At 71.1% G+C, this 12,900-nt stretch carries 15 protein-coding genes; 13 read left to right on the top strand and 2 right to left on the bottom strand.

The window, feature by feature from the left end:
- Nucleotides 1-25 precede the first annotated feature (25 nt).
- The 7 genes from AB6A65_RS13970 (at nucleotide 26) to AB6A65_RS13940 (ending at nucleotide 6,134) form a co-directional block, all read left to right on the top strand.
- Nucleotides 26-838 (top strand): hypothetical protein, encoded by an 813-nt coding sequence (locus tag AB6A65_RS13970; RefSeq protein WP_371039004.1) that lies wholly within the window; start codon nucleotides 26-28, stop codon nucleotides 836-838.
- A 209-nt stretch (nucleotides 839-1,047) separates the two neighbouring features.
- On the top strand, nucleotides 1,048-1,704 hold the full coding sequence (locus AB6A65_RS13965; RefSeq protein WP_371039003.1) for a 50S ribosomal protein L21: 657 nt from the start codon (nucleotides 1,048-1,050) through the stop codon (nucleotides 1,702-1,704).
- Nucleotides 1,705-1,710: 6 nt separating this feature from the next.
- A complete protein-coding gene (gene rpmA / locus AB6A65_RS13960; RefSeq protein WP_371039002.1) occupies nucleotides 1,711-1,980 on the top strand; it encodes a 50S ribosomal protein L27 in 270 nt (89 codons plus the stop codon).
- A gap of 89 nt (nucleotides 1,981-2,069) precedes the next feature.
- A complete protein-coding gene (locus tag AB6A65_RS13955; protein WP_371039001.1) occupies nucleotides 2,070-2,609 on the top strand; it encodes a GNAT family N-acetyltransferase in 540 nt (179 codons plus the stop codon).
- Nucleotides 2,610-2,661: 52 nt separating this feature from the next.
- Complete coding sequence (gene obgE, locus AB6A65_RS13950; protein ID WP_371039000.1) at nucleotides 2,662-3,720, top strand: GTPase ObgE; 1,059 nt, start codon at nucleotides 2,662-2,664, stop codon at nucleotides 3,718-3,720.
- The gene (gene proB, locus AB6A65_RS13945) at nucleotides 3,708-4,814 is read left to right on the top strand and encodes a glutamate 5-kinase (protein ID WP_371038999.1); all 1,107 of its coding nucleotides are present in this window, start codon (nucleotides 3,708-3,710) and stop codon (nucleotides 4,812-4,814) included. Before obgE ends, proB begins: the two co-directional genes overlap by 13 nt.
- Nucleotides 4,815-4,868: 54 nt before the next feature.
- Nucleotides 4,869-6,134, top strand: a complete 1,266-nt coding sequence (locus tag AB6A65_RS13940; protein ID WP_371038998.1) for a glutamate-5-semialdehyde dehydrogenase — start codon at nucleotides 4,869-4,871, stop codon at nucleotides 6,132-6,134.
- Between the two features lie 11 nt (nucleotides 6,135-6,145).
- Here AB6A65_RS13940 and AB6A65_RS13935 read toward each other — a convergent pair whose 3' ends face one another.
- The gene (locus tag AB6A65_RS13935; protein ID WP_371038997.1) at nucleotides 6,146-6,745 is read right to left on the bottom strand and encodes a histidine phosphotransferase family protein; all 600 of its coding nucleotides are present in this window, start codon (nucleotides 6,743-6,745) and stop codon (nucleotides 6,146-6,148) included.
- A gap of 29 nt (nucleotides 6,746-6,774) precedes the next feature.
- Here AB6A65_RS13935 and AB6A65_RS13930 point away from each other — a divergent pair, with 29 nt between their 5' ends.
- From AB6A65_RS13930 to AB6A65_RS13920, 3 genes are all read left to right on the top strand, one after another.
- On the top strand, nucleotides 6,775-6,957 hold the full coding sequence (locus AB6A65_RS13930) for a DUF3553 domain-containing protein (protein WP_371038996.1): 183 nt from the start codon (nucleotides 6,775-6,777) through the stop codon (nucleotides 6,955-6,957).
- Between the two features lie 139 nt (nucleotides 6,958-7,096).
- Nucleotides 7,097-7,870 carry a GNAT family N-acetyltransferase gene (locus AB6A65_RS13925; protein ID WP_371038995.1) on the top strand — a complete coding sequence of 258 codons (774 nt, stop codon included), beginning with the start codon at nucleotides 7,097-7,099 and terminating at the stop codon, nucleotides 7,868-7,870.
- Complete coding sequence (locus AB6A65_RS13920; protein WP_371038994.1) at nucleotides 7,867-8,697, top strand: lysophospholipid acyltransferase family protein; 831 nt, start codon at nucleotides 7,867-7,869, stop codon at nucleotides 8,695-8,697. Before AB6A65_RS13925 ends, AB6A65_RS13920 begins: the two co-directional genes overlap by 4 nt.
- Here the strand turns inward: AB6A65_RS13920 and AB6A65_RS13915 are convergent.
- Complete coding sequence (locus AB6A65_RS13915) at nucleotides 8,694-9,317, bottom strand: thiamine phosphate synthase (RefSeq protein WP_371038993.1); 624 nt, start codon at nucleotides 9,315-9,317, stop codon at nucleotides 8,694-8,696. The genes AB6A65_RS13920 and AB6A65_RS13915 overlap by 4 nt on opposite strands.
- 138 nt (nucleotides 9,318-9,455) lie before the next feature.
- On the opposite strand from AB6A65_RS13915, the gene AB6A65_RS13910 reads away from it, so the two are divergent.
- Genes AB6A65_RS13910 through AB6A65_RS13900 form a run of 3 tightly spaced genes read left to right on the top strand, consistent with a single transcriptional unit; the run spans nucleotide 9,456 to nucleotide 12,866 of the window.
- On the top strand, nucleotides 9,456-10,202 hold the full coding sequence (locus tag AB6A65_RS13910; protein WP_371038992.1) for an RNA methyltransferase: 747 nt from the start codon (nucleotides 9,456-9,458) through the stop codon (nucleotides 10,200-10,202).
- Between the two features lie 55 nt (nucleotides 10,203-10,257).
- On the top strand, nucleotides 10,258-11,400 hold the full coding sequence (ctaA, locus tag AB6A65_RS13905; RefSeq protein WP_371038991.1) for a heme A synthase: 1,143 nt from the start codon (nucleotides 10,258-10,260) through the stop codon (nucleotides 11,398-11,400).
- Nucleotides 11,397-12,866, top strand: coding sequence for a carboxypeptidase M32 (locus tag AB6A65_RS13900; protein WP_371038990.1), 1,470 nt, complete (start codon nucleotides 11,397-11,399; stop codon nucleotides 12,864-12,866). Before ctaA ends, AB6A65_RS13900 begins: the two co-directional genes overlap by 4 nt.
- Nucleotides 12,867-12,900: the final 34 nt, after the last annotated feature.

The raw sequence follows: 12,900 nt of genomic DNA, 5'->3' as shown, positions 1-12,900 counted from the left end.
TGCCTTCATCCCACGGAGTACCGCCATGTTCCTACGGCCGCTGGCCATCGCCGCCCTTCTGATCGCGCTCCTTCCGGCGGCGGTGCGCGCCGACGATGCCCGACGGCTCGGCGATCTGCTCGGATTTGCCGACATCGTCGAGATCATGCGCGAGGAAGGTGTCGCGCATGGCGAGCAGCTCGCCCGGGAGTCGCTTCCGGGGCGCATCCCGGGCTCCTGGCGCGCGACGCTCGACCGGATCTACGACACCGAACGGATGGAGGGGACGCTCCGGCGTGTCTTCGCGGACGCGCTCCGGGGCACGGACACGGCGCCCCTGGTCGCCTATTTCGAGACGCCCGAAGCGCAGCGCATCATCGGCCTGGAAGTCAGCGCACGGCGCGCGATGGTGGATCCCGCCGTCGAGGCCGAGGCCCGCGCCGCCGCCGCGGCGCGCCCGCCGGAGGACCCGCGGCGCCGGCTCGTCGCGGATTTCGTGGAGACGGGCGATCTGGTGGAGGCAAACGTGGCCGGGGCGCTCAACGGGCAGTTCCTGTTCTATCGCGGCATGGCCGACGGCGGCGGGCTGGAGATTTCCGAGGCCGAGATGATCGACATGATCTGGGCGCAGGAGGAAGAGACGCGTCAGGACACGCGCGAGTGGCTGATGGGCTTTCTGCTGCTGGCCCACGGGCCAGTCGAGCTCGCCGCGCTCGAGCGGTATGTCGATGCCGCCGGTACGCCGGCGGGACAGGCGCTCAACGCGGCGCTTTTCGCGGGGTTCGACGCCATGTTCGCCGAGATCTCCTATGCCATGGGCCGCGCGCTTGCCGCGGAGATGGAGATGCAGGACCTCTGAAGCCGCTTCCCGGGCGCGGGCGGGCTTGACATCGCGCGGGCTTGCCCCGATAAGCGCGGCTCACGGGCGCGGTCGGAAGGCCGTGCCCTCTCATTTTCACATGACGCCCCGCGGGGCGCGCTGCCCGAGGCGGGTGGATCTCGATCCCACCCGGAACGCCCGGACCGATCCCCGGGGGCCGCAGGGCGCGGAACGGAAAGGTCAAAGCCATGTTTGCGGTCCTGAAGCCCGGCGGTAAGCAGTACAAGGTCGCCCCCGGCGACACGCTGCGCGTGGAAAAGCTCGCCGCCGAGGCGGGCGAAACGGTCCAGTTCAACGAGGTCCTGATGCTGGGCGGGGACGAGGTTCGCCTTGGCGCCCCGTTCGTCGACGGCGCGGCGGTGCAGGCGGAGGTGCTCGACCAGTTCAAGGCCGAGAAGGTGATCCATTACGTGCGGCGGCGGCGGAAGCACTCGTCCAAGCGCACCAAGGGCCACCGGCAGCACCTCACGCTCCTGCGGGTGACCGACATCCTCGCATCGGGCGCCGAAAGCACGGGCGTCAAGGCGGCGACCGGCGCCGGGTCCGTCCCGCGCGCGGCCGAGGCGGTCGCGCCCAAGGGCAAGCCGGCCGCCACGGCCAAACCGCAAGCCGCCGCACCCGCGGCTGGGGCCGCCGAAGGCGCGGACGATCTTCGCAAGCTCTCGGGCGTCGGCCCGAAACTTGCCGAAAAACTCAACGCGGCCGGGATCACCAGCTTCGCGCAGATCGCTGCGTGGACGGAAGAGGACGTGGCCCGCATCGACGAGCAGCTGTCCTTCAAGGGCCGGATCGAGCGCGAGGGCTGGATCGAACAGGCCAAGGCGCTGGTCGCAGAAAAGGAGTAACGGGATATGGCACACAAGAAGGCAGGCGGTTCGTCCCGCAACGGCCGCGACTCTGCCGGGCGTCGGCTTGGCGTGAAACTCTTCGGCGGCCAGCACGCGACGCCGGGCTCGATCATCGTGCGCCAGCGCGGCAACAAGTGGTGGCCGGGCGAAGGCGTGGGCCAGGGCAAGGATCACACGCTGTTTGCGGTGTTCGAAGGACAGGTGACCTTCCACAAGGGCTTCAAGGGCCGCACCTTCGTGTCGGTCCTGCCCGTGCAGGACGCCGCCGAGTAGACCGGCCTCGGAACCGATGCAGAAGGGGGACCGGCGCCGCCGGTCCCCCTTCGCGTTTTCAGGGGGCGTCGCGGGAGGAGAGATGTGACATGACGATCGAGAGTGTTCGAACCCAGCCCGCCATCGAGACGGCGCGCTTCGATCTCAGGCCGCTTCGAAAGTCGGACCAGGGACTGATAGAGCTGTACGTAGGCGATCTGCGCGTCGCGCGCATGACGCGCTCGATCCCGCACCCGCTGCCGCCCGGGGCGATCGATGCCTTCATCGCGCGCGCCCTCGGACCCGACCGGGAGGAGGATGTCTGGGCGATGGACGCCACCAAATCCGACGGCCCCGAAGTCATGGGCGTGATCGGACTGAAGCGGATGGACCGCAACCAGTCCGAGGTGGGATACTGGGTGGCGCCGGCCTACTGGAACACCGGGCTTGCCAGCGAGGCTGTGCGCGCGCTTGTCGAGGCCAACCCGATGGGACAGGCGGCGATGTTCGCGTCGGTCTTTCAGGATAACGCCGCCTCGGCGCGCGTGCTGACGAATTGCGGTTTCGCGTATCTGGGCGATGCCGAGGCCTATTCGGTCGCGCGCGGCGCCAAGGTGCCCACATGGACCTACAGCCGCAAACTGGATTGAGCCGTCCGCGCGCCCGCGCTAGAGGGCGATGCGGCGCAGGAGAACAGAGCCGATGAAGTTCCTCGATCTGGCGAAGGTGGACATCCGCTCGGGAAGCGGTGGCGCCGGTGCCGTCAGTTTCCGGCGCGAGAAGTTCGTCGAATACGGCGGCCCCGATGGCGGTGATGGCGGGCGCGGCGGCGATGTCTGGGCCGAGGCCGTCGACGGGCTGAACACGCTCATCGACTTCCGCTACCGGCAGCATTTCTTCGCCGACAACGGCCGCCACGGCATGGGCAAATCGCGCACCGGCGCGGATGGTGCGAGCGTGACGCTGCGGGTGCCCGTGGGCACCGAGATCCTCGAGGACGATCAGGAAACGGTCGTCGCCGACCTGACCAGGGTGGGCGAGCGCGTGCTCCTCGCCAAGGGCGGCAATGGCGGCTGGGGCAACCTGCGCTTCAAGACCTCCACCAACCAGGCGCCGCGGCGCGCCAACGCGGGGCAGGAGGGGGTGGAGCGCACACTCTGGCTGCGTCTCAAGCTCATCGCCGACGCGGGGCTTCTGGGGCTGCCCAACGCGGGCAAGTCCACCTTCCTCGCGACCACCTCCAACGCGCGGCCGAAGATCGCGGACTACCCGTTCACCACGCTGCACCCCAATCTCGGCGTGGTCGGCGTGGATGGCGTCGAATTCGTCGTCGCGGACATACCCGGCCTGATCGAGGGGGCGCATGAGGGGCGCGGCATCGGCGACCGTTTCCTCGGCCATGTCGAGCGTTGCGCGGTGCTGCTGCATCTGGTGGACGGCACGTCCGGGACGGTGGCCGAGGACTGGCGCACCATCATCGACGAGCTCGAGGCCTATGGCGGGCACCTGGCGGACAAGCCGCGGGTCATCGCGCTCGGCAAGGTGGACGCGCTGGAGCCGGAAAGCCTGGCCGAGGCGATGGCCGAGCTCGAGGCGGCCTGCGGCGGTCCCGTGCACGCGCTGTCCTCGGTGAGCGGCGAGGGCGTGACCGAGGTGTTGCGCGGGCTCCGCGCAGAGATCGACGCGGGCCGCGCGGCCGAACGCGCCGCCGAGCGCGAGGCGGAAGGAGACGGAGAGGAGCCCCCGTCATGGCGGCCCTGAAGGACGCCAGCCGGCTCGTGGTGAAGATCGGCTCGGCGCTCTTGGTGGACAGCGCGGGCGGCGGGCTTCGCCATGACTGGCTGGAAAGCCTGGCCGAGGACGTCGCGCAGCTGCGTGCGCGCGGCACGGAGGTCGTGCTGGTCTCGTCGGGGTCCATCGCGCTCGGGCGCGGCGTGCTGGGCCTTTCCGGCGCGTCGCTGCCGCTGGAGCAGAGCCAGGCGGCCGCGGCGGTGGGCCAGATCCGGCTTGCGCGCGCCTACGAGGAGGTGCTGGCGCCGCATGGCCTCGTCGCCGCGCAGGTGCTGGTGACGCTGGAGGACAGCGCGGACCGGCGGCGCTATCTCAATTCGCGCGCCACGCTCGGCACGCTTCTCGCGCTCGGCGTCGTGCCCATCGTGAACGAGAACGACACGGTGGCCACGGACGAGATCCGTTATGGCGACAACGACCGGCTCGCCGCGCAGGTCGCGGTGACGGTGGGGGCGGACCAGCTCGTGCTCCTGTCGGACGTCGACGGGTTCTACACCGCCAACCCGGCCGTGGACGCGTCGGCGCGGCGGCTCGACGTGATCGACGCGATCACGCCCGAGATCGAGGCGATGGCCGGCGATGCGGGAAGCGGCCTGTCGAAGGGGGGCATGAAGACGAAGCTGATGGCCGCGCGCACCGCGACGGCGGCGGGCTGCGCCCTGGCGATCACGCGAGGGATGCGACAGAACCCGTTGCTTGCGCTTGAAAAGGGCGCGTCGGCGACCTGGTTCACGCCGCAGACCGACCCGGCCTCGGCCCGCAAGCGCTGGATCGCGGCGATGAAGCCCCGGGGCGAGATTCGCGTCGATGCCGGCGCGGCGGCCGCCTTGAGCCGCGGCAAGAGCCTGCTGCCGGCAGGCGTGGCCGCGGTCAGCGGCGCCTTCGGGCGCGGCGATCCGGTGGCGATTTCCGATGCCGCCGGCGCCAAGCTGGGCCAGGGCCTGTCGCGCTACACCGCCGAGGAAGCGCGCGCGATCGCCGGGCGGCACTCATCCGACATCGAGGCCGCGCTCGGGTATCCGGGCCGTGCCGCGATCGTTCACCGCGACGACATGGCGCTCTGAGACGCTTGCCGTTATGATCACCGCACGAGACCGCTCCCAGGCGAGGGGACGCCCATGAAGGATCTGCCCGACATTCCCGCGATGATGGACGGCCTGGGCCGCCGTGCGCGCGCCGCCGCGGCCGAGTTGGCCTATGCCGACCCGGCCGCCAAGACGCGCGCGCTCGAGGCCGCCGCCGATGCGCTGGAGGCCGCGCGCGCCGAGCTTCTGGCCGCCAACGCAAAGGACCTCGATTTCGGCCGCGAAAAGGGTCTTTCGCCCGCGATGATGGACCGCCTCGCGCTGGACCCGGGGCGGATCGACGGCATCGCGGCGGGGCTGCGCGCCGTGGCCGCCCAGCCCGACCCGGTGGGCCAGGTGATGGCGGAATGGGACCGGCCCTCGGGCCTGCACATCCGCCGCGTGCGCACGCCGATCGGCGTGATCGGGGTGATCTACGAAAGCCGGCCCAACGTGACCGCCGATGCCGGCGCGCTCTGCCTCAAGGCCGGGAACGCGGTGATCCTGCGCGGGGGGTCGGAAAGCCTGCATTCCTCGGGCGCGATCCACGCCTGCCTTCAGGAGGGCCTCGTGGCCGCGGGCCTGCCGCGCGACGCGATCCAGCTCGTGCCTGTCCGCGACCGCGCCGCCGTGTCCGCGATGCTGGGCATGACCGGGCATATCGACGTGATCGTGCCGCGCGGCGGCAAGGGCCTCGTCGGGCTCGTCCAGCGCGAGGCGCGCGTTCCGGTCTTCGCCCATCTGGAAGGGATCGTGCACATCTACATCGACGCGGCCGCCGATCCGGTGAAGGCGCTCAAGGTCGTGCGGAACGCCAAGACCCGGCGCCCCGGCATCTGCGGCGCGGCGGAGTGCCTGCTGATCCACGAGGCGGTGGCCGACAGCGTGGGCCATGGCGTGATCCGCAACCTCGTCGAGGCGGGTGTGACGGTGCATGCCGACGAACGTCTCGCCCGCATCGAGGGCACGCTGCCGGCCACGGAAGAGGATTGGGGCCGCGAATACCTCGATATGGACATCGCCGCGAAGGTCGTGCCCGACATCGACGCCGCGATCGCGCATATCCGCGCCTTCGGGTCGCAGCACACCGACTGCATCCTGACCGAGGACGACGCCGCGGCGGCGCGCTTCTTCGAACGGCTCGACAGCGCGATCCTGATGCGCAACGCCTCGACCCAGTTCGCCGACGGGGGCGAGTTCGGGATGGGCGCGGAGATCGGCATCGCGACCGGCAAGTTGCACGCCCGCGGCCCGGTGGGGGCGGAGCAGCTCACGAGTTTCAAGTACCTCGTGGACGGCGACGGAACGGTGCGATCCTGACGGCGCGCGCGTCAGACCCGCATGCACAGGCGTTCGGCCGTGATCTCCACGTCGATCGCCCGTTGCGCCCCGTTGGCGTGCAGCGCGAGCAGGGCGAACTGCACCGAGGCCGGCGTCACGCAGCCCGGTCCCTGCGGCGTTGCGAGCCCGTCCCAGAGGGCGGGGTCGGCGCGGAGGCGCGGCGCCGTGCCGTCGAGACGCCAGCGGTCCTCCGCGCGGCCCATTCGGACGGTGCCGCCCAGCGGCATCGCGCTTTCGAGGCACAGGAGCGCGAGGTATCCCAGTTGCAGTTCCTGCCGCGAAAGATCGCTGCCGGTCGCCCAGTCGAGCGCAAGCCGCCCGCCATGAAGATACCCCTCGGCGAGGGCGCGCGCCTCGGGGACGCCGATGCGCTGTTCGCCCGGCCCCGTGCCGAAGGCGAGGCGGTAGAAACGGATGCGCGCCTGCGCGCTGGCGCAGCTTTCCGAGATGAGCGCCATTTCGGGGCCGTCGGGCCTGGCGGCAAGCGACAGAAGCTCGAGCCCGTTGCCGATGGCGCCGATCGGGCTGACGAGATCGTGGCAGATCCGGCTTCCTATGAGACCGGCGAGATCGTGACTAGGCTCGGACATGGCAGGTCTGGACAGAAGGGACGGACGACATGACGGACATGAACGCACTCCTGGAACCCGGGATGCTGGTACGCCACCCGGATCGCCCGGACTGGGGCATCGGGCAGGTGCAATCCAACATCGGCGGGCGCATCACCGTGAACTTCCGCGAGGAAGGCAAGGTGGTGCTGGAAGGATCCCGCGTCGCGCTCATGCCGGTCATTGAGGAATGATTCTGTTACCGAAAGGTAAAAACAACCCTGGATTGGTAAATAGAGGCGCAAAACCCTCCTGAATAGTTGCGCCCTGGACGCGGTTGCCAATCGTTCCGCGCTTGCCTAGACACCCCCGGCACCATCCTTGCGAAGGTCGATGTCCGCACACGAGCCCCTCTTCCGCGTGGCGCTGGCGCGTGCCGAGCGCGACATTATCGCCGCCCAGCGGCTGCGCTACGACGTCTTCGTGGACGAGCTCGGCGGCGGTGGCGCGATGGTCGACCACGCGCGGCGGCTCGAGCGGGACCGCTTCGACCCGTTCTTCGACCATCTTGTCCTGATCGACGAGCGCCGCGACGCCGCGGCGCTCGATCATGTCGTGGGGGTCTACCGCGTGATGCGCGACGACCAGGCCCGTGCGGCGGGCCAGTTCTATTCCGAGGACGAGTACGATCTCGCGCCCCTGCGCGCGGACGGCCGGAGGCTGCTGGAGCTCGGGCGCTCCTGCCTGCATCCCGACTACCGGGGCGGCACGGCCATGTACCATCTCTGGAGCGGGCTTGCCGATTACGTGGACCGGCACGGGATCGAGCTGATGTTCGGCGTGGCGAGCTTCCACGGCACCGATACCGCCGCGCTGGCCGAGCCCCTGTCGCTTCTGCATCCCCGACATCTCGCCCCGCCGGACCTGCGCGTGCGCTCGCGCGTCTTCCAGAGCATGGAGCTGATGCCGGAGGACCGGATCGACCGGCGCCGCGCCATGCTGAAGGTGCCCGCGCTCATCAAGGCTTATCTGCGGCTCGGCGGCGTTGTGGGCGAGGGCGCCTATATCGACCGCGCGTTCAACACGACCGATGTCTGCCTCGTGATGGACACGGCGCGAATGAACCCGCGCCAGTCCGCGCTCTACAGCCGCGGCGGGGCACGATGAGCCGCACCTGGCGCGGCGCGGGGCCGCCCGCGGATCGCGGCGCCCCCGGCGCGCTTGGCTGGGCGCTTGTCGCATTGCGGGGCGTTCCGCTCGCGCTGGTGGTGTTCGGCGGGCTCGCGCTTCTGCTTTCGCTGCGGCTCGCCGAGCGCCCGATCTTCGGGCCCGCGCGGCCGGTGACGCCCTGGATCACGCAGGGTGTCTGCAGGGTGGCGCTTGTTCTTCTGGGGGTTCGCTACCGCCAGCGGGGCCGGCCGATGACGGGCGAGGGCGCGATGGTGGCCAATCACGCCTCCTGGGCGGACATCTTCGCGCTGAACGGGGGAACGCGGCTCTACTTCGTGGCCAAGGCGGAGGTGGCGGGCTGGCCCGGCATCGGCTGGCTGGCGCGGGCCACCGGCACGCTTTTCGTCGCGCGCGATCCCCGCCAGGCGGCGGCGCAGCGCGTGGCCTTCGAGACGCGGCTGCTGGCCGGGCATCGGCTGCTCTTCTTTCCCGAGGGCACCTCGACCGACGGTCGGCGGGTTCTTCCTTTCAAGTCCACGCTTTTCGAGGCGCTCTTCAACCCGGCACTGGCCCCGCGGATGCGGGTGCAGCCGGTCTCGGTGATCTGGCGCGCGCCTGCGGGCGAGGATCCGCGATTTTACGGCTGGTGGGGCGACATGGATTTCGGCCCCCATCTTCTGAAGCTTCTGGCCACGCCCGGGCGCGGCGCAGTGGAGGTCGTCTGGCATCCGCCCCTGGACGTCTCGGCGTTCGAGGGCCGCAAGGTGCTTGCCGCCACGCTCGAGGAGCGCGTGCGCGGGGGGATTGAGGCCGGTCTTGCCTAGCCCGCCATCGCCGCGATGAGCCGCCCGAGCGCCGCGGCCGGGTCGTCCTCGCGCCAGATCTCCTCGCCCACGGCGAAGAAATCGGTGACGGGCGCCAGGCGCGCCACGAGCGCCGCGTCGAGTGCGCCTTCGGCCACCACGGGCAGTTCGATCATCTCCGACCACCAGGCGAAAAGCTCTGCCTCCGCGACGGTTCCGTCCCCGAGCCCGGTCGCCCCCACCGGTCCGAAGCTCACGTAATCGGCGCCCGCCTCGCCGGCGGTCATGCCCTCGTGCCGCGACGTGGCGCAGAACGCGCCCAGGATGGGCTCCGCGCCGAGCGCCGCGCGGGCCTTGCGCACGCCGCGCGCCCCGTGAAGCAGGTGCACGCCGTCGAGGCCATGCGGCTCCACCAGCGCGAGGTGCTCGGCCACGACGATCGGCACGTCGCGGGCATGGGCCACCTCGCGCAGCGTGTCGGCGGCCCGCCCGACCTCGCCCGCGTCCTGCGTGGCCAGCGCCAGCCGCAGGCACGCCACGGGATGGGCATCGAGCACGCCCGCGAGGCGGTCGGCGAAGGCGTCGCGCTCGAAGGCGGGGGGCGTGACGAGGTAGATCTGCGGCTGCTCGGGCTCGGCCATTTCGCGGCTCCTGTCGGTCTGTCGCCGGCCCCTATAGCGCGGGGCGACGGGCTTGGCCACAACGCGGCGGCGGCGCTTGCGGCGACCCCCGGCGGCAGCTATCAGGCGCGCGCCCCGCCCCTCGCGCCCCGGAGCCCCATGACCGACACGCCGCGCCAGCCCGCCTTCGTTCTCGTGCGCCCGCAGATGGGCGAGAACATCGGCGCGGCGGCGCGCGGCATGTGGAACTTCGGGCTCGACCGGATGCGGGTGGTGGACCCGCGCGACGGCTGGCCCAACCCGAAGGCCGCGGCCATGGCGAGCGGGGCGGGGCGGCTTCTGGACGCGGCGCAGGTCTTCGCGGACACGCCCGCCGCCATCGCCGACGCCACCCATGTCTACGCCACGACCGCGCGCCCGCGCGACATGACCATCCCGGTGCTCAGCCCCGAACGCGCTATGGCGGACGCGCGCGACCGCCTCGCCGCGGGCGAACGTGTCGCGATCCTCTTCGGGCCCGAGCGCACCGGGCTCGAGAATGACGACATCGCCCGGGCCAACACGGTCATCACGGTGCCCGTGAACCCCGAGTTCCCGAGCCTGAACCTTGCGCAATGCGTGCTGCTGGCCGCCTATGAATGGCGCCGCCAGACCGCCGAGGTGGTGCACGAGGCGATCGACACCGGCCGTGGCGGCTGGGCCAGCGCGGGCGAGATGGAGATCCTCGCCCGGCACTGGGAGGACCGGCTCGACGAGGCGGGCTTCTTCTTCCCCGAGCACAAGGCGGAGGGAATGCGCCGGAATCTGCGCAACCTCTGGTCGCGGATGCCGCTGACGCAGGTGGATGTGCGAATCCTGCACGGGGCGCTGCGGCAGTTGGTCCGGGGGCGGAAGGGGCCGGAGTAGCTTGCCCGGAGGGGGTGGGCGACATAGGGTCTCGCGCGGTGCCGAGGAGGCGGGAATGAAAGAGAAACGCAAGCTCTTCGAGGACGTGGGAGAGGGCGGCCGGCCGGCGGACGCGCCGCGCGGCGGGATGATCGACGCCGGGCGGCGCGAAGCCCGCGGCGCGGTGCGCGTCTGGCTGATGATCCTCTTCGCGCTGGTGGTGGTGATGATCGCGGTGGGCGGGCTCACCCGGCTGACCGATTCCGGGCTTTCCATCACGGAGTGGCGGCCCGTGACAGGTGCGCTGCCGCCGATGTCGGCGGAGGACTGGGAGCGGGAATTCGACCTTTACCGGCAGATCCCCGAATATCAGTTGCAGAACAAGGGGATGAGCCTTGCAGAGTTCAAGTTCATCTACTGGTGGGAATGGGGCCACCGCCAGCTCGGCCGCTTCATCGGCCTCGTCTGGGCCACGGGCTTCCTGGGCCTCCTCGTGACGCGGAGGATGCCGCCGGGCTGGACCGGGCGGCTCTTTCTCCTGGGCGCGCTCGGCGGGCTTCAGGGCGCGATCGGCTGGTGGATGGTGGCCTCGGGGCTCGAAGGCAGCATGCTCGACGTGGCGAGCTACCGCCTCGCCACCCATCTGGGCCTCGCCTTCGTGATCCTGGGGCTCATCGCCTGGTATGTCTTCCGCCTCGGGCGGGAAGAGCGTGACCTGATGCAGGCGCGACGGGCCCGCGAGGGGGCGCTCGCGGGCTGGGGCGCGGCGCTCGGCGCTGTGGCGTTCCTCCAGATCCTCCTCGGCGCGCTGGTGGCCGGGATCGACGCGGGGCGGAACTACACCGACTGGCCGCTGATGGCGGGCGGTTTCTTCCCGCCCTATCCCTTCCAGCTGGAACCGGTCTGGCGGAACTTCTTCGAGGATGACGGGCTCGTGCAGTTCATGCACCGCATGGCGGGTTACGCGCTGTTCCTTCTGGGCCTCGTCGCGTGGTGGCGGTACCGCCGGTCGGCCAATGCGGCGACGCGGTTTTCCATGAACGCGGTGCTGGCCATCCTGTCCCTGCAGGTCGTCCTCGGAATCGTGACGGTGATCTACGGGGCGCCCTGGCATCTCGCCATCGTTCACCAGTTCGGCGCGGTGGTGCTCTGGGTGCTGATCCTGCGGGCGCGCTTCATGGCGCTCTACCCGGTGGCGCAGTCGGTGCGCGCGGCATGACCGCCTTCGAGAGTCTGATGGCCCACGCCCGGCGCACCGCGGCGCTGGAGCAGGTGGCCGGCCGCCTCGGCTGGGACCAGGAGACGGTGATGCCGCGCGGCGCGGTCGAGCAGCGCGCCGAGGAGATGGGCGCGATGGAGGCGGTGCTGCACGCCCGGCGGGCCGATCCGCGGGTGGGCGCGTGGCTCGCCGAGGCCGAGCCGCCCGACGCCGCCGGCGCGGCGCAGCTTCGCCTGATCCGCCGCGCCCACGAGCGCGCGGTCAAGGTGCCCGAAGATCTCGCCTCCGAGATCGCACGGGTGACGAGCCGCGCCCAGGGCATCTGGGCCGCCGCGCGCGCCGCCGACGATCCGGCCGGGTTCCTGCCCGTGCTCGCGGAGGTGGTGCGGCTGCGGCGGGAGGAGGGCGCGGCGCTCGCGGGCGCGGGCGACCCCTACGAGGCGCTGTTGCAGGACTACGAATCCGGCGCGCGCGTGGCGGAACTTCGGGCGATGTTCGAGGCCATGCGCCCGCGCCTCGCCACCCTTCGCGCGGCGGTGCTGGAGCGCCCCGCGCCGCCCGCGCTTTCGGGCCGCTTCGACGCGGCGCACCAGCGCGCGCTGGCCGAGGAACTCGCGCGGGCCTTCGGCTACGACCTGGCGCGGGGGCGGATCGACACCGCGGTGCATCCCTTCAGCTCCGGCTCGGGCGCGGACGTGCGCATCACCACGCGCACCGATCCCGCCGACCCTTTCAACTGCCTCTATTCCACCATCCACGAGGTGGGTCACGCCACCTACGAGCAGCGGATCGACCCGGCGCTCGCGCTCACGCCGGCGGGGCAGGGCGTCTCCATGGGCGTGCACGAAAGCCAGAGCCGCATCTACGAGAACCAGCTCGGCCGCTCGCGCGCCTTCACCGGCTGGCTTTTCGCGCGGATGCGCGAGGCCTTCGGGGAGGTCGGCGTGCCGGACGCGGAGGCGTTCCACGCCACCGTCAACCGCGTCCATCCGGGTTTCATCCGGACCGAGGCGGACGAACTGCACTACAACCTGCACATCCTGATGCGCTTCGATCTGGAGCGCGCGCTGATCGCGGGCGATCTTTCCGTGGCCGACCTTGAAGGCGCTTGGAACGATCGGTTCGCCGCCGATTTCGGCCAGCAGGTGACGCGCCCCTCCCAGGGTTTCCTGCAGGACGTGCATTGGTCGGTGGGCCTCTTCGGCTACTTCCCGACCTACACGCTGGGCAATGTCTATGCCGGGTGCCTGCACGCGGCGATACGGCGGGATCTGCCGGCGCTCGACGAGGATCTCGCCCGGGGCGACCCGTCGGCCGCGACCGCTTGGCTCGCCGAGCGGGTGCAGCGCCACGGCGGCGTGCTGGAACCGCGCGACCTCATCATGCGCGCGACCGGCGAGCCGCCCTCCGAGGCGCCCCTCATGGACTATCTCGAAACGAAATTCGGCGCGCTTTACGGGCTTTGAGGCGCGCCGGATCGGGCGCCGCGACGACGCGGGC

Source organism: Rhodosalinus sp. FB01 (assembly GCF_041365715.1).
Taxonomy (GTDB): Bacteria; Pseudomonadota; Alphaproteobacteria; order Rhodobacterales; family Rhodobacteraceae; genus Rhodosalinus.
This window is presented reverse-complemented; position numbering and strand designations above follow the sequence as displayed.